This is a genomic window from Phyllobacterium sophorae, assembly GCF_003010965.1.
GTDB classification, from domain to species: Bacteria; Pseudomonadota; Alphaproteobacteria; order Rhizobiales; family Rhizobiaceae; genus Phyllobacterium; species Phyllobacterium sophorae.
Genome location: NZ_PGGM01000002.1, coordinates 603,340 through 623,034, shown reverse-complemented (window position 1 = coordinate 623,034; position 19,695 = coordinate 603,340). Strand labels below are relative to the sequence as shown.

25 protein-coding genes are annotated in these 19,695 nt (G+C 56.7%); 12 read left to right on the top strand and 13 right to left on the bottom strand.

Annotated elements, in window-relative coordinates:
- Positions 1 to 169: 169 nt before the first annotated feature.
- The 7 genes from CU103_RS07015 to CU103_RS06985 all read left to right on the top strand — a co-directional run bounded on the left by CU103_RS07015 (position 170) and on the right by CU103_RS06985 (position 6,046).
- Positions 170 to 1,576, top strand: coding sequence for a M48 family metalloprotease (locus CU103_RS07015; RefSeq protein WP_106663174.1), 1,407 nt, complete (start codon positions 170 to 172; stop codon positions 1,574 to 1,576).
- Positions 1,577 to 1,629: 53 nt separating this feature from the next.
- Complete coding sequence (locus CU103_RS07010) at positions 1,630 to 2,421, top strand: DsbA family protein (RefSeq protein WP_106663173.1); 792 nt, start codon at positions 1,630 to 1,632, stop codon at positions 2,419 to 2,421.
- Between the two features lie 123 nt (positions 2,422 to 2,544).
- Complete coding sequence (aroQ, locus tag CU103_RS07005; RefSeq protein WP_106663172.1) at positions 2,545 to 2,988, top strand: type II 3-dehydroquinate dehydratase; 444 nt, start codon at positions 2,545 to 2,547, stop codon at positions 2,986 to 2,988.
- 38 nt (positions 2,989 to 3,026) lie between these two features.
- Positions 3,027 to 3,485 carry an acetyl-CoA carboxylase biotin carboxyl carrier protein gene (gene accB / locus CU103_RS07000; RefSeq protein ID WP_106663171.1) on the top strand — a complete coding sequence of 153 codons (459 nt, stop codon included), beginning with the start codon at positions 3,027 to 3,029 and terminating at the stop codon, positions 3,483 to 3,485.
- 19 nt (positions 3,486 to 3,504) lie between these two features.
- Complete coding sequence (gene accC, locus CU103_RS06995; protein WP_106663170.1) at positions 3,505 to 4,866, top strand: acetyl-CoA carboxylase biotin carboxylase subunit; 1,362 nt, start codon at positions 3,505 to 3,507, stop codon at positions 4,864 to 4,866.
- 47 nt (positions 4,867 to 4,913) lie between these two features.
- Positions 4,914 to 5,483 carry a leucyl/phenylalanyl-tRNA--protein transferase gene (aat, locus tag CU103_RS06990; RefSeq protein ID WP_280954582.1) on the top strand — a complete coding sequence of 190 codons (570 nt, stop codon included), beginning with the start codon at positions 4,914 to 4,916 and terminating at the stop codon, positions 5,481 to 5,483.
- Positions 5,484 to 5,632: 149 nt separating this feature from the next.
- Positions 5,633 to 6,046, top strand: coding sequence for a VOC family protein (locus CU103_RS06985; protein ID WP_106663168.1), 414 nt, complete (start codon positions 5,633 to 5,635; stop codon positions 6,044 to 6,046).
- A 45-nt stretch (positions 6,047 to 6,091) separates the two neighbouring features.
- Here the strand turns inward: CU103_RS06985 and CU103_RS06980 are convergent, their stop codons facing one another.
- From CU103_RS06980 to gatB, 5 genes are all read right to left on the bottom strand, one after another.
- Positions 6,092 to 6,466: a DUF2155 domain-containing protein gene (locus tag CU103_RS06980; protein ID WP_425350575.1), complete on the bottom strand. Its 375-nt coding sequence runs from the start codon at positions 6,464 to 6,466 to the stop codon at positions 6,092 to 6,094.
- A gap of 156 nt (positions 6,467 to 6,622) precedes the next feature.
- Positions 6,623 to 7,021, bottom strand: coding sequence for an NADH:ubiquinone oxidoreductase subunit NDUFA12 (locus CU103_RS06975; RefSeq protein WP_106663166.1), 399 nt, complete (start codon positions 7,019 to 7,021; stop codon positions 6,623 to 6,625).
- Between the two features lie 84 nt (positions 7,022 to 7,105).
- Positions 7,106 to 7,573, bottom strand: a complete 468-nt coding sequence (locus tag CU103_RS06970) for a GNAT family N-acetyltransferase (protein ID WP_106663350.1) — start codon at positions 7,571 to 7,573, stop codon at positions 7,106 to 7,108.
- A gap of 17 nt (positions 7,574 to 7,590) precedes the next feature.
- Complete coding sequence (locus CU103_RS06965) at positions 7,591 to 8,100, bottom strand: GNAT family N-acetyltransferase (protein WP_106663165.1); 510 nt, start codon at positions 8,098 to 8,100, stop codon at positions 7,591 to 7,593.
- The gene (gene gatB, locus CU103_RS06960) at positions 8,101 to 9,603 is read right to left on the bottom strand and encodes an Asp-tRNA(Asn)/Glu-tRNA(Gln) amidotransferase subunit GatB (protein ID WP_106663164.1); all 1,503 of its coding nucleotides are present in this window, start codon (positions 9,601 to 9,603) and stop codon (positions 8,101 to 8,103) included. It lies immediately after the preceding gene.
- A 238-nt stretch (positions 9,604 to 9,841) separates the two neighbouring features.
- On the opposite strand from gatB, the gene CU103_RS06955 reads away from it, so the two are divergent.
- Positions 9,842 to 10,477, top strand: a complete 636-nt coding sequence (locus tag CU103_RS06955) for a cysteine hydrolase family protein (RefSeq protein WP_245448639.1) — start codon at positions 9,842 to 9,844, stop codon at positions 10,475 to 10,477.
- A 190-nt stretch (positions 10,478 to 10,667) separates the two neighbouring features.
- Positions 10,668 to 12,146, top strand: a complete 1,479-nt coding sequence (locus tag CU103_RS06950; RefSeq protein ID WP_106663163.1) for a pyridoxal phosphate-dependent decarboxylase family protein — start codon at positions 10,668 to 10,670, stop codon at positions 12,144 to 12,146.
- On the opposite strand, the gene CU103_RS06945 is transcribed toward CU103_RS06950, so the two are convergent.
- Together CU103_RS06945 and CU103_RS06940 are read right to left on the bottom strand one after the other, a co-directional pair.
- A complete protein-coding gene (locus CU103_RS06945; RefSeq protein WP_106663162.1) occupies positions 12,143 to 12,583 on the bottom strand; it encodes an SET domain-containing protein-lysine N-methyltransferase in 441 nt (146 codons plus the stop codon). The genes CU103_RS06950 and CU103_RS06945 overlap by 4 nt on opposite strands.
- Before the next feature lie 2 nt (positions 12,584 to 12,585).
- Complete coding sequence (locus CU103_RS06940) at positions 12,586 to 13,218, bottom strand: TetR/AcrR family transcriptional regulator (RefSeq protein ID WP_106663161.1); 633 nt, start codon at positions 13,216 to 13,218, stop codon at positions 12,586 to 12,588.
- A 92-nt stretch (positions 13,219 to 13,310) separates the two neighbouring features.
- On the opposite strand from CU103_RS06940, the gene CU103_RS06935 reads away from it, so the two are divergent.
- The 3 genes from CU103_RS06935 to CU103_RS06925 all read left to right on the top strand — a co-directional run bounded on the left by CU103_RS06935 (position 13,311) and on the right by CU103_RS06925 (position 15,396).
- Positions 13,311 to 14,156, top strand: coding sequence for an NmrA family NAD(P)-binding protein (locus tag CU103_RS06935; protein ID WP_106663160.1), 846 nt, complete (start codon positions 13,311 to 13,313; stop codon positions 14,154 to 14,156).
- Complete coding sequence (locus tag CU103_RS06930; protein WP_106663159.1) at positions 14,153 to 14,641, top strand: anthrone oxygenase family protein; 489 nt, start codon at positions 14,153 to 14,155, stop codon at positions 14,639 to 14,641. Before CU103_RS06935 ends, CU103_RS06930 begins: the two co-directional genes overlap by 4 nt.
- A gap of 104 nt (positions 14,642 to 14,745) precedes the next feature.
- Positions 14,746 to 15,396, top strand: coding sequence for an FMN-binding negative transcriptional regulator (locus tag CU103_RS06925; protein ID WP_106663158.1), 651 nt, complete (start codon positions 14,746 to 14,748; stop codon positions 15,394 to 15,396).
- Positions 15,397 to 15,446: 50 nt separating this feature from the next.
- Here the strand turns inward: CU103_RS06925 and CU103_RS06920 are convergent, their stop codons facing one another.
- From CU103_RS06920 to CU103_RS06895, 6 genes are all read right to left on the bottom strand, one after another.
- Positions 15,447 to 16,217, bottom strand: coding sequence for a pyrroline-5-carboxylate reductase (locus tag CU103_RS06920; protein ID WP_106663157.1), 771 nt, complete (start codon positions 16,215 to 16,217; stop codon positions 15,447 to 15,449).
- 67 nt (positions 16,218 to 16,284) lie between these two features.
- Positions 16,285 to 16,725, bottom strand: a complete 441-nt coding sequence (locus tag CU103_RS31020) for a hypothetical protein (protein ID WP_146147754.1) — start codon at positions 16,723 to 16,725, stop codon at positions 16,285 to 16,287.
- Positions 16,726 to 16,751: 26 nt separating this feature from the next.
- A complete protein-coding gene (locus tag CU103_RS06910; RefSeq protein WP_106663155.1) occupies positions 16,752 to 17,141 on the bottom strand; it encodes a nuclear transport factor 2 family protein in 390 nt (129 codons plus the stop codon).
- Positions 17,142 to 17,400: 259 nt separating this feature from the next.
- On the bottom strand, positions 17,401 to 17,835 hold the full coding sequence (locus tag CU103_RS06905; RefSeq protein WP_210203718.1) for a very short patch repair endonuclease: 435 nt from the start codon (positions 17,833 to 17,835) through the stop codon (positions 17,401 to 17,403).
- Between the two features lie 4 nt (positions 17,836 to 17,839).
- On the bottom strand, positions 17,840 to 18,598 hold the full coding sequence (locus CU103_RS06900) for an MAE_28990/MAE_18760 family HEPN-like nuclease (protein ID WP_106663153.1): 759 nt from the start codon (positions 18,596 to 18,598) through the stop codon (positions 17,840 to 17,842).
- Between the two features lie 55 nt (positions 18,599 to 18,653).
- Entirely contained in the window at positions 18,654 to 19,670 is a 1,017-nt protein-coding gene (locus CU103_RS06895; protein ID WP_210203717.1) for a DUF262 domain-containing protein, read from the bottom strand.
- Positions 19,671 to 19,695 lie beyond the last annotated feature (25 nt).

Sequence of the window (19,695 nt, the reverse complement as noted above, 5' to 3'; positions counted from 1 at the left end):
ATCATGAATAAACGACATGAAGAACCGGCATCATTGCCGGTTCTTCTTTATCGAGATCTGTCAATTGCTTGCTGACGCCGCAGATTTGCCGGAATAGGCTGGCTTCACAAAGTGGGGAGCGTTACAAGCCTCTCTTTCTTTCAAATGTCGATTTGGGTACGAATAGGACATGATTGCATTCCAAAAGATCAGTTCAAGTCAATCGATTGCTGCGGCGATGCGCAGTCTCCTTACCCTACTCACCGCGTGCGCGCTGGCTATCGGGCAAACGTCTGTCGCCAGGGCTCAATCGAGATCCGTGCCAATCGTTCGTGATGCGGAGATTGAGGCACTGGTCACCGATTATGCTACTCCCATCGTCAAGACGGCGGGCCTTGGCAAGCAGGCAATCCGCATTGTCCTGGTCAACAACCCCAGTTTCAACGCGTTTGTCGACGGCCGCCGCATTTTCATTAACACCGGTGCCCTGCTCCAGGCCGAAACGCCTAACGAAATCATCGGTGTTCTCGCGCATGAGACTGGTCATCTTGCCGGCGGTCACCAATTCAAGCTTCGAGAACAACTGGCTAATGCCAAGACCATGGCTGTCGTGGCAGGTTTGCTCGGAGCAGGCGCTATGGTTGCCGGTGCCGCCAGCCGCCAGGGCGGGCTCGCGCAGGCTGGCGCGGGCGTCGCCATGGGTGGTACGGAAGTCGCCATGCGAAGCTTGCTCAACTATCAGCGGACGGAAGAGATGGCGGCAGACCGTTCCGCCATCACCTACCTTGCAAGCACCGGACAATCCGCCAAGGGCATGCTGACGACGTTTGAACGTTTTTCCAGCGCGCTGTCGCTGACCGGTACACGCATGGATCCGTATCGGATCAGTCACCCCTTGCCGCGAGAACGCATTGCCAATCTTGAAACACTGGCGCGGGCGAGTCCCTACTTCGACAAGCTGGACAGCCCTGCCTTGCAACAGCGTCACGACCTCATGCGCGGCAAAATCGCCGCCTATACCGGTGGCGGAGCCAGTGTCCTGCAGACATTCCGCAAGGACCCGCGCAATATCGGCGCACGTTACGGCGATGCTATTGCGACGTATCTCAACGGTTCTTCGCAATCAGCACTTTCTAAGATCGATGCGCTGATCAAGGAACAGCCGAAGAACCCTTATTTCCAGGAAATAAGGGGGGAAATTCTGCTGAAGCAAAATAAAGCGGCGGATGCGGCTACAGCATTTCAAAAGGCCGGCACACTCGATTCGCGTAAGTCCAGCCTGATCCGCATGAGCTATGGCCGGGCATTGATGCTAACGGGAACGCCAGCCAATCTGAAGGCGTCGATTAACGAAATCAAGGCAGGTATCGGCCGGGACCGCGAGTCTCCTGCTGGTTACGGTTACCTGGCGCAAGCCTATGGCCAACTGGGTGACATGCCCCGTTCCGATCTGGCCAGTGCGGAAGAAAAATACTATTCCGGCAAGATCCAGGAAGCGCAAATCTTTGCTACTCGCGCACAGCGTGGCTTGAAAAGTGGCTCACCCGAGTGGATACAGGCTCAGGATATCATCAGCACCAAGACCAAGCGCAAGTGAGACGCGGCAGTCCGCGTTCGTTGCAAAACAGGATTTGAAAAGGACAGTTCACTATGACAAAAGTCACTCTGGTTGCTGCAGCCGCCGGTCTTGCCGGCGTTGCTGCGCTCGCTCTCGGCTACCAGGCGGGGCGGACTGACTTGGTCAGCGCTGCACCTGACATGTCAACGATCACGGCCGCGACCACAGACCGGGCAGAAATTGAAGGGATCGTGCGGAACTACCTCATCAACAATCCCGAGGTAATGATCGAAGTCCAAACAGCTCTCAACGCCAAGCAGGAGGCAGCTCAGAAGGAAGCCTCGACGCAGGTTATCAGCGAAAACAGGGACAAGATCTTTCTGTCGCCGATGGACGCCGTCTTCGGCAATCCGAATGGTGACGTGACGATCGTCGAGTTTTTCGACTACAATTGCGGCTATTGCAAAAAGGCATTGCCGGACATGGATGCGCTACTGCAGAGCGATCCGAACCTGCGCTTCGTCATGAAGGAATTCCCGATCCTTGGTGCGGATTCAACTCGTGCGCATATTGTTGCAAAGGCATTCAAGGCGGTGATGCCAGATAAATACCTTGAGTTCCACCGTGATCTGCTGGGCGGTGAGGGTCGCGCGACTGAAGAATCCGCGATGGCGATTGCGGTCAAACTTGGCGCCAGTGAGGCACAGCTACGCGAGAAGATGAAGTCGCCTGAGGTTACGCAGGCTTTCCGCGACAACTATGACCTGGCGAACAGCCTGAGCATCACCGGCACACCGTCATATGTCGTAGGCAATGAGGTTGTTCCTGGTGCACTTGGCGCCGACGCGCTGGCCGAGAAGATCAGCCATATTCGCAACAAATAGAGTTAATATTTACTTCTGCCTGCGAAAACCCTTTGTGGACAAGCAATAACGTGACTTTGCAGGCTTTTCGCTTGCCGATAAGCCGTCTATATGGGACCAGAACCTCGAACCGTCCGGTACATCATGAAGCAGCAGATTTTCATCCTCAACGGCCCGAACCTCAACATGCTTGGAAAGCGTGAACCGGGGATCTATGGCGCCGCGACATTGAGCGATATCGAGGCTTTGTGCCGCGCAGAAGGTGAGTCCCTCGGGGTTGAAATCATCTTTCGCCAGTCCAATCATGAGGGTGATCTGGTCAGCTGGATTCAGGAAGCAGGCGAGCAGAAGGCATTGGTATTGATCAATCCCGCCGCCTACACGCATACATCCATCGCATTGCATGATGCCATCCGCGCGGCCGCTGTCACGCTGGTGGAAGTTCATCTTTCCAATATTCACGCGCGCGAGTCATTCCGTCATCACTCTTACGTTTCCCCTTTGGCTAAAGGGGTGATATGTGGCTTCGGGGTCGATGGCTACGTGATGGGCCTGCGCGCACTCATCAAGCTGGCGGCGTCGCAATAGCGCAGACCGCCAAATAGAAATAAGGGGCTTGAAAAAGCATGGCTAGCAGAAACACCGGGATCGACAAGGTCATGATCCGCGATCTTGCGGAAATCCTGAACGAGACGGACCTCACCGATATCGAGATCGAACAGGGCGACCTTCGCATTCGCGTTTCGCGGCAGGTCACGGTTCAGGCTGCAGCGCCTCAGGCGGTCTACGCACAAGCCCCCGCTGCCGCTCCTGTTGCTCCGGCGGCTGCCGCACCGGCCAGCGATCCATCGAAGAATGCCATTCCGTCGCCTATGGTCGGGACTGTTTATCTTGCGCCCGCGCCGGGCGCGCGCGACTTCATACAGGTTGGAACGCAGGTCAAGGAGGGCCAGACGCTTCTGATCATCGAAGCGATGAAGACAATGAACCAGATCCCCTCGCCGCGCGCCGGTACTGTTACCGCCATCCTCGTCACCGATAGCCAGCCAGTCGAATACGGCGAGTTGCTGGTTGTGATCGAGTAAGGGCCAGATCGAGAGCGTGATGTTTCAGAAAATTCTCATAGCCAATCGTGGCGAAATTGCTCTGCGCGTCCTGCGTGCGTGCAAGGAACTCGGCATCCAGACAGTCGCCGTGCACTCGACTGCCGACGCTGACGCCATGCATGTCCGCCTAGCCGACGAGAGCGTCTGTATCGGCCCGCCTCCTTCGCGCGAAAGCTATCTGAATATCCACCAGATTGTTGCTGCCTGCGAAATTACCGGCGCAGATGCGATCCATCCTGGTTACGGTTTCCTTTCGGAAAACGCCAAGTTTGCTGAAATCCTTGAGGCCCATAACATCACTTTTATCGGCCCGACCGCTGCGCATATCCGCGTCATGGGCGACAAGATCGAGGCCAAGCGGACCGCAAAACGTCTCGGCATTCCGGTCGTTCCCGGTTCGGATGGCGGCGTCACCGACGACAAGGAAGCAGCCCGCATCTGCGCCGAGATCGGTTATCCGGTCATCATCAAGGCCTCAGCCGGCGGCGGTGGCCGCGGCATGAAGGTCGCGCTGAATGAGGACGAGCTGTCGATTGCGCTGTCGACTGCGCGCTCCGAGGCTGGTGCCGCCTTCGGCGACGATGCGGTCTATATCGAGAAGTACCTGCAGAAACCGCGCCATATCGAAGTCCAGGTCATGGGCGACGGCAATGGCAAGGCTGTGCATCTCGGCGAACGCGACTGTTCGTTGCAGCGCCGCCACCAGAAGGTATGGGAAGAGGCCAACTCACCTGCCCTCAATTCCGATGCACGCGAGCGGATCGGCATGATCTGCGCCAATGCCATGGCCGACATGGGATATCGCGGCGCCGGTACCATCGAGTTTCTCTACGAGAATGGCGAGTTCTATTTCATTGAAATGAACACCCGCCTTCAAGTCGAGCATCCCGTGACCGAAGCCATCACCGGCATTGATCTCGTCCACGAACAGATCCGTGTCGCCTCCGGCGGCGGACTGTCGGTAACCCAGGAAGACATCCGTTTCTCCGGCCATGCCATCGAATGCCGCATCAACGCCGAAGACCCGCGGACCTTCACGCCTTCACCTGGCAAGATCACTCATTTCCATACGCCCGGTGGTCTCGGCATTCGTGTCGATTCCGGTGTTTATACGGGCTACAAGATCCCGCCATACTACGACAGCCTCATCGGCAAACTGATCGTCCACGGCCGCAACCGGGTTGAATGCATGATGCGTCTGCGGCGGGCCCTGGATGAGTTCGTTGTCGACGGGATCAAGACGACCCTGCCGCTTTTTCAGGATTTGATCAACAATCCCGACATTGCCAACGGTGATTATGATATTCATTGGCTCGAGAAATATCTGGCTGGCGATACAGCTGACACAGCAGAAGAATAGGTATGTCGGGTAGAGACCCGGAAGAGATATTCAGAATTGACCCCGCATTGCTGTTGCGCGCCTACGCAACCGGGGTCTTTCCTATGGCCGAAGAGGCAGACAACCCCGAAATCTTCTGGGTACGTCCGGAAAAGCGCGGCATCATCCCCTTTGAGAATTTTCATGTATCACGCAGCCTGCGCAAGGTTGTCCGCCAGGCGCGTTTCGACATTCGCTATGATACGGATTTCGCCGGCGTCATTGACGGCTGCGCCAGCGGTAGCGGCGAACGCGCCCGCACCTGGATCAATGCCCCCATCCGCGAGGCGTATGGCAAGCTGTTCGAACTTGGCTATTGCCACACGGTCGAAGCATGGCACGACGGAAAGCTGGCCGGCGGGCTCTATGGCATCGCCTTGGGTTCGGCCTTTTTCGGCGAGAGCATGTTCTCACGCGAACGGGATGCATCGAAAGTCTGCCTCGTCCATCTCGTCGGCCATCTGATCGACAAAGGCTTCACGCTGCTCGACACCCAATTCACCACCAATCACCTGGAGACTTTTGGTGCGGTCGAGATCCCGCGACGGCAGTACCAGAAAATGCTGGAAAATGCTTTGGCCCAGCCGGCTGAATTCTAGAGCAACATAACCATCACATTGCCGTGCTAGCCTGGAGCATTCCCGCCAGCGCTTAGTGCAATCCAATAAATTTTTGCCGGGATGTCGGACTGACTGCCTGACGTTCGTCCTTGGACCGGGAAGACCCCAACCACAAAAGGAGACCTGCCGTGAAAATCAACCCATATCTGCTTTTTGACGGTCAATGCGAACAAGCATTCAAGTTTTACGAAGACGTTTTAGGTGGCAAGATCGAGGCCATGATCCGATTTGACGAAATGCCGGAGAGCGGCGATCATTCGCCCGAATCCGCAAAGAAAATCATGCATGTATCGCTGAAGTTCGGCGACAACGTTCTGATGGGATCGGACGATCCTTCTCCCAATTTCCAGAAGGCACAAGGCATGAGCGTTGCCCTTCACACGGACACCCCAGGCGAGGCCGAAAGCCTGTTCGCCGCGCTGTCAAAGGACGCTACAACCGTCATACTGCCGATCACCGAAACGTCTTGGGCGCTACGGTTTGGCATGCTTGTCGATCAATTCGGCACACCGTGGATGGTCAACTGCCCGAAGGCCGGCTGACGGGCCACCTCACAATGGCCCTGGTCCGCACCGGCGTAGCGGGGCCTACCCCTTGTCAGGCGCGGGAACGTCGGACTTCTGCTTGCAGCTCTTCAGCCAGACGTCATAGACAGGATGCTCCACGGCGTTGAGGCCGGGACTGTCGGCAAACATCCAGCCGGAGAAAATCCGGCGGATTTTGCGGTCGAGCGTGATTTCATCCACTTCGACAAACGTATCCGTCTTCGGTGCTTCCGTATCGGGACGCGTATAACAGGCGCGCGGCGTCAGCTGCAGCGCACCGAACTGCACGGTCTCGTCGATATAGACGTCGAAGGTCGTGATACGGCCTGTAATCTTGTCGAGACCGGAAAAGACGGCAATTGGATTGGTAATCTTTTCGTCGGCCAAGGCCCGCGTCGCAAGTGTCGCGGGGATCATTCCAGCGATCAGTCCGGCTGCAACAAGGCGAATCTTCTGACGGAAGAGAAAGGACAGAGTCGAACGGATCATTTCACTTCCGGTTTCAGCTGTTGCCAAGGGAGACTGCGATTCCAGCCCGTCGATAATGACCAATTGTGGCAGAAGAAGATCGGATCAAGAACCGGGCGTCCAGGCGTCGTAATCACCTGTCACGGTCGGGCGATTGTCGCCATGTGCAATCGAACCCTTCGGACGGTATGCGGCTGCTGAGCCGGTTAGATTAGGCTGGTGATTCGTTTCCCAGCCATATGGCTTGTAGTCTTCGCGGGAAGGAGGCGTTTCAACCCTGTGATGCATCCATCCGTGCCAGCCAGCAGGAATGGCCGACGCTTCGGCGTAGCCATTGTAGATCACCCAGCGGCGCTTGCGGCCCTCGGAATCGAACGTGCCTTCATAATAGACGTTGCCGAACTGGTCTTCGCCGACCTTGGTACCCTTGCGCCAGGTGAAGAAGCGCGTACCGAGCGTCTGTCCATTCCACCAGGTGAAAAACTGAGTAAAGAAGGTCTTCATGGCAATCCTCGAACGATGTCGTTCAATCCATACTACTATGGCAACTCAACGGTTTATGGCCGTATCATTGCGCGATAGCAAGGGTCAAGTTGACGCGCGAGCAGGTTCCAGCCTTAACTTGAAACCCGCATGGGTCTTTTCAAATCCGAGCCTCTCATAAAAGCGGTGCGCATCGGGACGTTTGGCATTTGATGTCAATTGCACCAGCGCAATACCGCGCTCTCGAGCGACATCAAGGCAGTGGTTGATCAACCGCGCACCGATGCCCCTGCTGCGCATGTCAGCGCGCGTTTGCACGGCCTCGATGGCCATTCGCCTCGTTCCGCGCCCGGTAAGCGAGGTAATGAAGGTCACCTGCGCGGTAGCAACGATTTCATCTTTTAGAACGCCAACAAACAGGAGATCATTCGGGCTCGCCTGGATCGCTGCAAAAGCACTTTCGTAAAGCGGTAAAGCCGCCGGATCAGTCGTATCACCATGGCCTCCAATGGAATCATCGGCAAATAACTCGACTAAAGCCGGCAGATCTTTGCGCACGGCCTGCCTAAACATCAGTTCCGTATCAATTGTCACGGTGCCAGCTCATACCCGGTCAGCGATTTCTCCAGCACTACGGCGGAGATGCCCGAATTCGGCTCGCCCCAATTGTCGATGCGGCCATTGGTGCGTTCGAATCCCCTGCTTTCATAAAATCTGATAGCGTTTTGATTCTGCTCGATAACTTCAAGCTGCAGCGCAAAGACGCCGGGGAAAGCACTTTCGACCTCGGCCAGAAGCAGCGATCCGACGCCCTGCTTTTGATGTTCGGGATGGACGTAGAGCTGGTTGAGGATCGACAGCTTGTGATCCTTCTGGGATGCGTAGGCCATGCCCAGAATGTCGGCGCCATCGTCAGCGATGATGAATTCCGAATAAGGCTTGGCCAACTGCTTCTTCAAAGCGTCCAGCGAGTGATAGCGATCGGTGATCGCGTTGACTTTCTCAACCCCGTAGACATCGTCATAGGTCGCGTGCCAGGTTTCGACCAGCATGTCGCGCACAGCATTCAGATCTTCTTTCGTAGCGCTGCGGACCCACATCTATTCGACGATCCCGAGCTTGGACTTGACCAGATCGCTGAGGACTTGCGGATTGGCCTTGCCGCCCGTCGATTTCATCACCTGTCCGACAAACCAGCCGGCGAGGCTGGGCTTTGCCTTGGCCTGCTCGACCTTGTCCGGATTGGCAGCAATAACGTCGTCGATCGCTTTTTCGATCGCACCGGTGTCCGTAACCTGCTTCATGCCGCGGCTTTCAACCAGCTCGCGCGGGTCACCGCCCTCATTCCAGACGATCTCGAATAGATCCTTGGCGATCTTTCCCGAAATCGTGCCTTCCTTGATAAGGTCGATCACTGCGCCAAGCTGCGTCGGCGAAACCGGCGATTCCTCAATGCCCTTGCCAGCCTTGTTCAACGCACCGAGCAGATCATTGATCACCCAGTTGGCGGAAAGCTTGCCATCCCGCCCATTGGCTACCGCCTCGTAGTAATCGGCAATCGCCTTCTCGGTCACGAGGATCGACGCATCATAGACAGACAGGCCCAGCTCAGAGACCAGGCGGGCTTTCTTGTCGTCCGGCAACTCCGGCAGATCGGCCTTCAGCTCATCGACATATGCCTGCTCGAATTCGAGCGGCAGTAGATCGGGATCGGGGAAATAGCGATAATCATGCGCCTCTTCCTTGGAACGCATGGAGCGTGTTTCGCCCTTCACCGGGTCGAACAGCCGTGTTTCCTGATCAATCGACCCGCCGTCTTCGAGGATCGCGATCTGACGACGCGCTTCGTACTCGATGGCCTGTCCGACGAAACGGATCGAGTTGACGTTCTTGATTTCGCAGCGCGTACCGAATTCGCCGCCTGGCTGGCGCACGGAAACGTTGACATCGGCGCGCATCGAGCCTTCGTCCATGTTGCCGTCGCACGTGCCCAGATAACGCACGATGGTCCGCAGTTTGGTAAGGTAGGCTTTTGCCTCATCGGACGAGCGCATATCCGGCTTGGAGACGATTTCCATCAGTGCGACACCGGACCGGTTCAAATCGACGTAGGACATGGTCGGGTTCTGGTCGTGTAAAGACTTGCCCGCGTCCTGTTCCAGGTGCAGGCGTTCGATGCCGATTTCGATGTCTTCGAACTCGCCCTTCTTATCGGGGCCGACCGAAATGATCATCTTGCCCTCACCGACGATGGGCTGCTTGAACTGCGAAATCTGATAGCCCTGCGGCAGATCGGGATAGAAATAATTCTTGCGATCAAAAACCGACTTGAGGTTGATCTGCGCCTTGAGGCCGAGCCCCGTGCGGATCGCCTGGCGCACGCACCATTCATTGATCACCGGCAACATCCCGGGCATCGCCGCATCGACCAGCGACACATTCTCATTCGGCTCGGCGCCGAAAGTCGTCGACGCGCCGGAAAACAGTTTCGAATTGGATGTAACCTGGGCGTGAACTTCCATGCCGACGACGATCTCCCAATCGCCTGTGGCACCGGAAATGAAACGCTTGGGTTCGGGCGTACGGGTATCAACGAGAGTCATGCTGGCCTGTCATTCGTAGCTAAAAATATCTTTACATTGGCTAGTGCAATCCGCCGGATGAGGCAAGTGTTTCTCAATCTGCATGACGTGAGATTGAGGAAATGCTGGCGATTCCGCGCTCGATCTCTCCATAAGCCGACCGCGAAGCTCGCACTTTTTTCCCGGTGTGGTCGTGCTAACGTGACCCTGGGAACAGCGACTCGAACTCGATCGCTTGGAGACAAGAGGAGGACGGCCAATGCAGAATATCCACGGTCTTGCTATTCCTGAAACCATTGCCGAGGCAACGAGGCCAGAGACGACGGCGCTTGTCGTCTACGACATGCAGATCGGGATTTTGCGCCAGCTGGAAAATGGGCCCGCTATCCTGGAGCGTGTATTGCACACCCTTCAGCTTGCGCGATCCGCCGGGATACGCGTCTTTTTCATGCGGCACATGTCCTTGCCGGCACGGATGGCGGGTGTCTTTCAGTTCCGGCAGATGATGGCCTGGCAGCGCAAATCATCGGTCGAGGATGTTAACCCCTGGTTCTTGCGCGACAGCCCCGGCTTTGCCCTTGCCCCGGAACTTGAAGTTCGCGACGACGAGGTGATTTTCGACAAGATCACATTCTCGGCCTTTGAAGGGACGCCGCTTGCCATCGCCATGCGCGATTGCGGCCTGAAGAGTTTTCTCATCTGCGGCATCGCCACCGAAATCGGCATTGAACCCACTGTCCGCCATGGCGCCGATCTTGGCCTTATCCCGATTGTGGTAGAGGACGCCTGTGGCGGCGGCGAAGCTGAGGCAGCGGACCGGGCGATGGCGGGCATGAAATTTATGGGCGATGCGATGTTCTGTACGGTTGAAGGCCTATCCGCCGTCTGGCGCTGAACCATCGAGGTTCCTGGGGATCGGCTACGTTCTTCCGGTGCGGATTTTCATTTGTAACACACTCCAAACGGTCCATAGTGAGCCACCCGATTGGCTCGGAGAAGCGCTTCGGGGAGAGAGCCCCCTCTGCGCTCGATGCCAAGGTTTCACTTCGCCGCCCTGCAAAGGGCGCTGTTTGGGAGAGGTTCGAATGGACACTTTGCGGAAAGCTGCTGCCGAAGAAACGCTCGACCCGGATGACTGGGCCGATGTGCAAGCCTTGTCTCATCAGGTCGTCGACGATGCCGTCCGCTATCTGCGTGATATCCGCAATCGCCCCGTGTGGCAGGAAATTCCTGCGGAGGTGAAGGCATTCTTTGAATCTCCTCTGCCACACGAGCCAGCGCCGCTGGCGGAAATCTATCGTGAGGTTGTCGACAATGTGATGGCCTATCCCATGGGAAACGTTCATCCCCGCTTTTGGGCCTGGTATATGGGTTCGAGCAATTTTACCGGGGCGCTCGGCGATTTTCTGGCGGCAATCCAGGGGTCGAACCTTGGCGGCGGCAACCATGCTGCAGCCTATATGGACCAGCAGGTGGTCAACTGGTGCAAGGAGATGCTGGGATTCCCCGCTTCGGCCAGCGGCACCCTGGTCAGCGGCGGTTCGATGGCGAACATCATTGGCCTCGCCGTGGCGCGTAACCGGAAAGCCGGCGTAGACGTGCGCGAGTTGGGTCTCGCTGCCATGGAGAAACCCTTGCGCTTCTATGGCTCCGATCAGATCCACAGTTGCCACCGCAAGGCAATGGAGGCGCTGGGATTGGGGAATCGGGCTCTGCGGCGCATTTCAACCGATGCAAGCCTGCGGATCGACATCACCGCATTGCGTGCGGCAATCGCCGAGGATCGCGCTGGGGGATTTCAACCAGCTTGCGTGATCGGAACGGCCGGAACCGTAAACACCGGGGCCATTGACGATCTGCAAGGTCTGGCGAAACTGGCTGCGGAAGAAGACCTGTGGTTTCATGTCGATGGCTGTATCGGCGCGCTCATCACTATCGCTCCCGAGAACAAATATCGCGTCGCCGGAATCGAGCTTGCCGATTCCATTGCACTTGACCCGCACAAATGGCTGCATGCTCCATTCGAGGCCGGTTGTGCACTCATCCGGGATGCCGATGCGCACCACGCGACATTTGCCGTCACGCCGGAATATCTGGAGATGACGCCGCGCGGCCTCGCCTCGGCCAATTGGCTGCATGATTTCGGCCTGCAGACCACCCGCGGCTTCCGGGCCCTCAAGGTCTGGATGGCGCTCAAGGAGCATGGCATCGAAAAGTTCGGACGTTTGATCGACCAGAACATCGAGCAGGCCAGGTACCTCACCACGCTCATCCAGGCCGAACCCCTGCTGGAACTGGTGGCGCCGACAAATATCAATATCGTCTGCTACCGCTATCACCTCGAAGGAATGGATGGCGACATGTTGAAGGCGCTCAACACCGAGATCATGCTGCGCCTGCAGGAAGAAGGCACGGCAGCCATTTCGGATACGACTGTTCATGGCCAGCATTGCCTGCGCGTCGCAATCAACAATCACCGAACCCGGCGCGACGACCTGGAGCTGCTGATCCGGGAAACAATTCGCCTTGGCCGCGAGATCGCGAACACCAGTGCGGCTGACTAGGATCTACGCATGAACTGCGTGTCATCCCGCTCCAGATAGCCTGTGGGCACCGGTTGTGCCGCATAGTCGAGCGTCAGTTCCTCGCCTGCAGCAATCGCACGCACAGCCCGGATCGTCCGGTAATCAGGGCCGATCTGGAGGTTCGGTTCAAAACTGTGATTGATAAAGCCGTAGCTGGTGCGCAAGGGCCGAACCAGCAGCATCTCATCCGGCAAGGCATTCCACTCCATCTCGGTCAAAATCACCGGATAGCGGTGCGCCTCGACCACCTGCCCGTCGAGCACGCACAGCACCTCATCCCTCGCCCACGGCCGCCGCGTATGGAGGCCCTGCCCCTGCGCCGCGCCTGGTGCAAGATAGGTCTCCGGGATGGTCTCGACCAGCGTCTCGCCATTGAGGAAAATTTCGGCGCAGGTGTCGATCGTGGCCTTGGTCATGACTACCCCTCCATCATTTCGCGCAGCACCATGCGTTTGTATTGCTCCACCAGCACATCGCCCTCCTTGCGCTCCACCGAGATTGCAAGGCGCATCGTCGCTTCGCCAAGCTGCATGATCAGGAAGCTCGATGTCTCCAGCTCCGCGCGGTCCGCTTTGGGATCGACCCGCTCCCGTGCCGCAGCCAGCACGGCGCCATTGAGGCGGCTGTCGGCGAGATCGATGTCGCGCAGTGCCTTGTCGGCCTGCGTGCCCGACCAGATGTCGCGCATCACCGGTTCGGCAAGGAACATTGCGTAATAGACGTCGATCAGCTCGCCGAACGCCCGTCGCAACCCTTCCCGGTCCTGTACGTCCGCCAGACCCTCCGCAATGCAGACCTGCCCGGCCACATTGTAGCGGTCCGCCAGCGTGCGGATGATCGCGCCCTTGTCGGGAAAGTATTGATACAGCGAGCCGATCGAAATCCCCGCCATCTCTGCCACGTCGCTCATGCGCATGGCATCGCTGCCGCTCTTCTCGATCAAGGTCGAGGCGCAGCCGAGAATGCGCTCCACCCGCTCACGGCTGCGCTTCTGTATCGGTTCACGGCGCACCGCTCCCGCTTCGCTCTCAACCGCCGCAATCTTGTTCATGAATAATCCTCACATTTTCCTTGACTCTTATAATATGAGGATTTATCACATTTGCAAATATGAGAATTACTCACGTTTAATAGGAGATGAAAATGACGACGTTTCACGCTTCGAAATTCCCTGTCCTTATCGTCGGCGGTACCGGCAAGACCGGGCGCCGCGTTGCCGAGCGGCTGATTGCGCGGGGTGTACCCATCCGCATTGGATCGCGCCGCGCCAGCCCCGCCTTCGACTGGGAGAATCCGGAAAGCTGGGCAATTGCGCTCGAAGGCGTTTCGGCCGCCTACATCACTTATTATCCCGACCTCGCCGTTCCCGGCGCTTCCGATGCCGTCGGCGATCTCGCCCGCCTTGCCGTACGCAAAGGCGTCAAGCGCCTCGTGCTCCTCTCGGGCCGCGGCGAACCGGAAGCCCAGCGCGCCGAGCAGGCATTGCAGGCCTCCGGTGCCGACTGGACCATTGTCCGCGCCAGCTGGTTCATGCAGAACTTCAACGAAAGCATGCTGCTCGGCCCGATCCTTGCCGGTGAAATGTCGCTGCCGGTCAGCAGTGTGCGCGAACCCTTCGTCGATGCCGATGACATCGCCGATATCGTCACCGCCGCCCTCACCGATGACCGCCATGTCGGCCAGCTCTACGAGGTAACCGGCCCGCGCATGCTGACTTTCGCCGAGGCCACAGCCGAGATTGCCAAGGCCAGCGGGCGCACCATAGACTACCGCACCATCACCGCGGAGGAATTCATGCAAGGCCTCGAACAGGAACAGGTTCCCGCCGACATCGCCGCGCTCGTCAACGAGCTCTTCACCGTGGTGCTCGACGGGCGCAACGAATACGTGACCGACGGCGTGCAGAAGGCGCTCGGCCGTAAACCGCGCGATTTTGCCGACTATGCCCGCGAGACCGCCGCAACCGGCATCTGGGAGAACGCGAAATGATCGCCTTGATTCCGCTCTTCACCCTGATCGCAGCGGTCGGCAGCGGTCTCATGGCCGGGCTGTTCTTCGCCTTCTCCAGCTTCATCATGACGGCGCTGGCAAAGCTGCCGCCCGAACAGGGGATCGCCGCCATGAACTCGATCAATGTGACGATCCTCAACGCCACCTTCGGCCTCGCCTTCTTCGGCACGGCCCTGCTTTGCCTCGGTCTCGGCGTTGTCAGCATTCTGCGATGGGCCGAGCCTGGCTCGGCATGGTTGCTCATCGGCAGCCTCATCTTCCTCGCCGGCACCATCGGCGTCACCATGGTGTTCAACGTTCCGCTCAATGATGCGCTGGCTGCCGTTGCGCCGTCGAGCCCGGAAGGCGTAACGCTATGGACCCGCTATCTCGCCGAGTGGCTGCCGTGGAACCATGTGCGCACCCTCGCCAACATCGCCGCGCTTGTCGCCTTCATTCTCGCCTACGCCAAGCAGGCGGCCTGAGCGCGCAGCGAAGCGCGGGAGCCGCGCTTCGCTCTCTTCTCCTGAACCTTGTGCAAAACCTGGCCTTAAGGCAAACTCCCGCCGCAACCGCAGGGAGTAACCGCATGTACCAGCCGCCGCATTTCCGTGAGGACAGGCTCGAAATCCAGCACGGCCTGATCAGGGCGCATCCGCTCGGCCTGCTGATCTCGACCGGCGCGGATGGCCCGGTCGCCAATGCCATTCCATTCCTGATCGACTCGGAAGCTTCGCCCAAGGGCACGCTGCGCGGCCATCTCGCCCGCGCCAATCCGCAATGGCGCGATCTCGAAAAGGACGGGCGTGTGCTCATCGTCTTCCAGGGCGCCCAGACCTATGTGACGCCCTCCTGGTATGCGACGAAACGCGAGACCGGCAAGGTCGTCCCCACATGGAACTATGCCATCGTACAGGTGCGCGGCATGGCGAAGGTTATCGACGACCGCACCTGGCTTGCCGGCCAGGTTGCGAGCCTCACCGGCCACAACGAGGCGCCGCGCGCCACGCCGTGGACGGTCGATGACGCCCCGCCAAGCTATATCGACGCCCAGCTGAAAGGCATCATCGGCATCGAGATCGAAATCGCCGCGATCGAAGGCAAGTGGAAGGTCAGCCAGAACCGCCCGGAAAGTGACCGTACCGGCGTTGCGGAGGGCCTCGAAGCCGATCAGCACACCGCGGAAGCACGGGCCATGGCCGAGATGGTGAGACGCGGCGGCGCAAATTCATCCAATTGACGAGCATTGGCTGCTGTTTCGTACGCAGCCGGATGTTGGTGCCCGGTAATTCAGCTCTGTTCGATACGCTTGAGGACGGATTCGAGAGCGAGCGTCAGCGCCTTTGTTCCACCATTCCCGGTAAACTCCGTAAGGACCTGCTCATTCAGGCCGCCCTTTGTCGAAAACTCGGAAGCCATTGCCTCAAACGATTGCTCCTTCGAGGCGTCCGTGACATGGGACAGGCCGCCAAACAGCCCTTTCAGATACGCACTCGCCTGATCATAGGACATTCCTTCCGCTTCGAGCCAACGGGCGCTTGTTTCCAGCAGGCCGAAATATGTTGCCATCAGCGCGCTCGCCGCGCCGAAAAGATCGTATTGCTTGAGGTTCTCCGCCTGCACCGCAGTCCCGAGCGATGAGAACAGCCCAGCTACCTGCTCATTGGGCGGATAGATTGCCGTCACTCCCCGCAACTCAGCGACAAATGGCAGGGGAATTGTCCGGGTGATGGTTACGGGCACGCCAATCCAGCCGGCAAGCGCCTCGATCTGGACAGCAGCAATAAAACTCACCACCTGCTGTTGCTCACGAAATCTGAGTGATTTGACCACTTCCTCGGCGATCTGTGGTCTGACCGCAAGAAACACGATGTCGGCGCTGTCCACGACATCCTGATTGTCAACGCCGACGCGCACGAGCGGAAACTTCCCCGCCAGCCGGGAGGCGACGTGCGCACTACGAGGCGAGACAGTAACTGCACTGATATTCGTTCTCGATTTCATCAACCCGGTGACGACGGCCTCGGTTATGGCACCCGTTCCTACAAAACCCAGTTTCATCGTTCCCCGCTGACTTTGACGTACACGCATCAGAATGCCATGGTGCGAATGGCAGACATGAGCGTCGCTATTTTGACTTGAAGTTATCGTTCGGCTTTATCGTACTGAAACGTTGCACGGTGTTGTAGCGTATATTCCTGATTTCAACGATGCCACCTTCCAGAACGGTGTAAATAACTTCCCCGTTCTTGGCCGTAGCGGATTCACCGGGCTTTCCCTCGCCTCTTATGATCTTGTTGATGGTTGTATACTGCGCTGCACTGTCCTCTTGGGCAAATGCAAGCGGGGAATGCAAACCGATAGTCAAGACCAAAGGAAGAAGAGCCGTTGATGGTCTATTCATGAATATTCCTACAGAAGGATAGCGAAAACAAAACGCGCACCAATCTAACTCAATTGGTGCTCCCATGGCGAGCTTCATGTTCCAGACGCCAATACTGGCGGTGTCTGCTCCAAGGCCCACGACGACGAAGCCAACTCCGTTGGTCTCAAGGCGGGCCGCACGCAAGGATATACGCTGGCGGCCCCGCTATATTACTTTAAGAATGTCTCGCTGTGGGCGTGACACTCCCATCCTTTCGACCCGCGTATCCAGACAGAGCTGTCGGCTGCCCGCAGATCTTGCGACTTGCCGTTCATCGTGACGCTCTGCCGAACTGTGTATGCAATGAGCGCAATATCGGGCGAAGGCGTGGATACTTCGACATCTTCAAGGGCATAGGAGTCGAGGCTCCAATTTCCTTCCTCGGTCATCTTACCCATTTTCTCTTTCTCGATACGCATGACCCCCTGTGCGCCGGTGACGAGCGCGGTCTTCCCCGAGAGTTCGGAAGTGCGGCGGCCATCTTTCGCCTTCATCGCGTCCCAGTAGGATTTCTCAAGGTTGACGATCTCGTTCTTCGTTGGCTTGGCATGAGCGTTCATGACGTCCTCCTGCAATGTTGTATCACCGCAAAACGCTCTGCATCGCTGTCAAGTTCCACCGATGTGTCGGGAAACGGACGTCATTAGAATATCGATGATGGTCGCAAGGCCGGGCGGCACCATAATCGGTGGCGGTGCCACGACCGCGTCGTGGGCACGTGGACGGTCAGCCCGTAAAACGACGCACCGGCGTTGGAAGCTGATTAGGACACAGCGAGAAAGCAAGGCGGAGTTGGTGCGGCGGAGGCGGTTGGGGCAGCTAATTATTACTGTTATTGCAATTAATGGAATCCGAGAGCCAATCACGGAGCCGAACGCGTAGCGCTTCGGGTTTCCGAGTTTGGCATTCCCAAACGGTTAAGACATCCCAGCCAAGAGCGATTAGTTCAGCTTCTTTCCTATTGTCTCGTTCAATATTTCGCGAAAATTTATCGCGCCAAAAATCAATCTTTGTTTTTGGGAATGAAGCTAATTTGCAACCAGGATGGCGATGCCAAAAGCAACCATGAACGAATACCACTTTGCGAAATCGTGGGAGGACGAGATCGGGGGTACCCGGTAGTTCTCGTCTTTGCAGACGAAACCGGTAACCTAACGAATGAATTAATCGTCGCACGACCATTTCCGGTTTGGTGTCACGTTGCGCTATTCGCGACATAAGCAAAGATCGCTCTGGAGAAGTTATATTCTCCACTGAGTCAGTTTGCTGGTATCTCTTGCTGTGGCCTGACTTCCGGTCGTAAATATTTGTGTTCCTTTATATATGTGATGAATGCCTCCACCACCTCTCTTAGATAAGCCGCGACGCGTTTTGATATCTGCTTTAGATCGTTGACCGTATCAAATCGGCCGCATTCCGCGAAAGACATTGAACCGTGAGCCAATTTATTTCGAAGGCTAACAATCAACGCCATTGATCCAAGATCATCTCGTACGATCTTTTTCACATCTTTGAACGAGCGTTTGCTGACCTTTAGATCGAAACCAATTCGTAGAGCGACGCGATGAATCTCACCGTCATCCCAATTGCCTCCTCCACCTTTCTCAATGTCAAACGGGCCGACCGGCAACGCCGAGACCAGATGGTCACAAAGCAGGATGGCCTTTTCAAGTCTTTTGTCGGAACCCATTTCAACGTGCGTTCGAGCCACATATTTGACCCATTCACGTCTCAATTCGGTGCTCAAATCCGCCGGGCCCCAGTGGACCTGTTGTATCGCAGCCTTGCTTACTGCATCCAAACATCCCGTCATGGTCGACTCGACAAGATTATATAGCTGTAAGTACACGCCCGAATAGAGAATCCGCTGTTGCAGAGTGGTTACCACTAGACCGTCCTCACCGCCTAGTTGAGGAACACCAGATTGCACTGCGGTCTGAACGTTTTCCAAGAAATCCAAGTAAGCAAGTATTTCAGAGAACCGTTCCTCAAAACGCTCGGAAAGTTCGTCTGGCATCACCCCTCCACAAGAGCATTGCGAACGAATTCTAAGCGTCTCAGCAGCTTGGATTTCACATTAGCCGCATCAGAGGTTGTACTTCCTTGAACCCTTCACTTTCGAGCCAAACGGAAACATCTGGTATGTCTCCGTTTGCAATTTCTGGATGATCCTTGAGGGCGAGATAGCTACCGATGGCGATTGCTTCGAAACGAACTCTCGGGGTGGTGTTTGCATTCTCAGTTTTGCGGAATCCGTGAGGGAACACGCGTTCAACGAATGCCATTACCAAGTTAAATCGGTCCCTGTACTCTTCAACTAATTCAGGTCGATCTTGAAAAGATTGATTCATCTTACCCGTATATTCAAATATGAAACGGGATGGACTGTCTCGATATCCGTCCATTCCATCACCATAGGCAAAAAATCTGGTCACTAATTCTTCGCGTATCCTCTCTCGCTCGGATTTGCTCGACACGGGTGCTAATTCCGCCAGAGATTCCGTACGCGCCAAGTCAACCACCAAATCTAAGAACGGGCCGCCAAGCGCGCCACGACGGACTTCAGCAGTGTTCGCTGCTTTGCTGCCGGTGTTTATTCGTTCAAACATATCGAAGCGAGCTTGATCATCGGCATGCTCGTTAAGTACTATGCCGCGAATTGATCGATTCCTGATCTTGTTTTGACGTGAGGGAGGGAGATCCGAAAACCTGGTACCGGAAAGCGATGACAACTCTTCGAGATTGGAAAGTTTCAAATCGCCAAGCACATATTCGTGCAGAGTACGAAGGCGCTGCGAGCCATCAACGATCTCTAGTTTTCCGCTGTCCATTTCCCAGAAAAAAAGAAACGGAATTGGTAAGCCCATAATGAGGGACTCGATAAATCGGGATTTCCGAAACGGATCCCACGTGAATTCCCGCTGATACTTCGGGATCACGAAATCCTCCCGACCCAATTTTTCGACGAGCAATTCGACTGAGTATTCAGTCATGTAGAAATCAATACGGCGGGAACGGTCTACGATCTGCCTTTCGGCATCTGCTATTTGCTCAGCCGAAACGGTCCGTTTCCGTGTCTGTTTCCCCATGCAATCCCCCAATTTTTCTTAAGGT

Coding starts and splice junctions, on each gene's coding strand:
- CU103_RS06925 (WP_106663158.1), top strand. CDS start 14,746: ATGTACCAGCCGCCGCATTTCCGTGAGGACAGGCTCGAAATCCAGCAC.
- CU103_RS06935 (WP_106663160.1), top strand. CDS start 13,311: ATGACGACGTTTCACGCTTCGAAATTCCCTGTCCTTATCGTCGGCGGT.
- CU103_RS06930 (WP_106663159.1), top strand. CDS start 14,153: ATGATCGCCTTGATTCCGCTCTTCACCCTGATCGCAGCGGTCGGCAGC.
- CU103_RS06900 (WP_106663153.1), bottom strand. CDS start 18,598: ATGCCAGACGAACTTTCCGAGCGTTTTGAGGAACGGTTCTCTGAAATA.
- CU103_RS06955 (WP_245448639.1), top strand. CDS start 9,842: ATGCAGAATATCCACGGTCTTGCTATTCCTGAAACCATTGCCGAGGCA.
- CU103_RS06945 (WP_106663162.1), bottom strand. CDS start 12,583: ATGACCAAGGCCACGATCGACACCTGCGCCGAAATTTTCCTCAATGGC.
- CU103_RS06895 (WP_210203717.1), bottom strand. CDS start 19,670: ATGGGGAAACAGACACGGAAACGGACCGTTTCGGCTGAGCAAATAGCA.
- CU103_RS06965 (WP_106663165.1), bottom strand. CDS start 8,100: ATGTGGGTCCGCAGCGCTACGAAAGAAGATCTGAATGCTGTGCGCGAC.
- CU103_RS06980 (WP_425350575.1), bottom strand. CDS start 6,466: ATGATCCCCGCGACACTTGCGACGCGGGCCTTGGCCGACGAAAAGATT.
- CU103_RS06970 (WP_106663350.1), bottom strand. CDS start 7,573: ATGTTTAGGCAGGCCGTGCGCAAAGATCTGCCGGCTTTAGTCGAGTTA.
- CU103_RS06910 (WP_106663155.1), bottom strand. CDS start 17,141: ATGAACGCTCATGCCAAGCCAACGAAGAACGAGATCGTCAACCTTGAG.
- accB (WP_106663171.1), top strand. CDS start 3,027: ATGGCTAGCAGAAACACCGGGATCGACAAGGTCATGATCCGCGATCTT.
- CU103_RS06920 (WP_106663157.1), bottom strand. CDS start 16,217: ATGAAACTGGGTTTTGTAGGAACGGGTGCCATAACCGAGGCCGTCGTC.
- gatB (WP_106663164.1), bottom strand. CDS start 9,603: ATGACTCTCGTTGATACCCGTACGCCCGAACCCAAGCGTTTCATTTCC.
- CU103_RS06940 (WP_106663161.1), bottom strand. CDS start 13,218: ATGAACAAGATTGCGGCGGTTGAGAGCGAAGCGGGAGCGGTGCGCCGT.
- CU103_RS07010 (WP_106663173.1), top strand. CDS start 1,630: ATGACAAAAGTCACTCTGGTTGCTGCAGCCGCCGGTCTTGCCGGCGTT.
- CU103_RS06950 (WP_106663163.1), top strand. CDS start 10,668: ATGGACACTTTGCGGAAAGCTGCTGCCGAAGAAACGCTCGACCCGGAT.
- accC (WP_106663170.1), top strand. CDS start 3,505: ATGTTTCAGAAAATTCTCATAGCCAATCGTGGCGAAATTGCTCTGCGC.
- CU103_RS06975 (WP_106663166.1), bottom strand. CDS start 7,021: ATGAAGACCTTCTTTACTCAGTTTTTCACCTGGTGGAATGGACAGACG.
- CU103_RS07015 (WP_106663174.1), top strand. CDS start 170: ATGATTGCATTCCAAAAGATCAGTTCAAGTCAATCGATTGCTGCGGCG.
- aroQ (WP_106663172.1), top strand. CDS start 2,545: ATGAAGCAGCAGATTTTCATCCTCAACGGCCCGAACCTCAACATGCTT.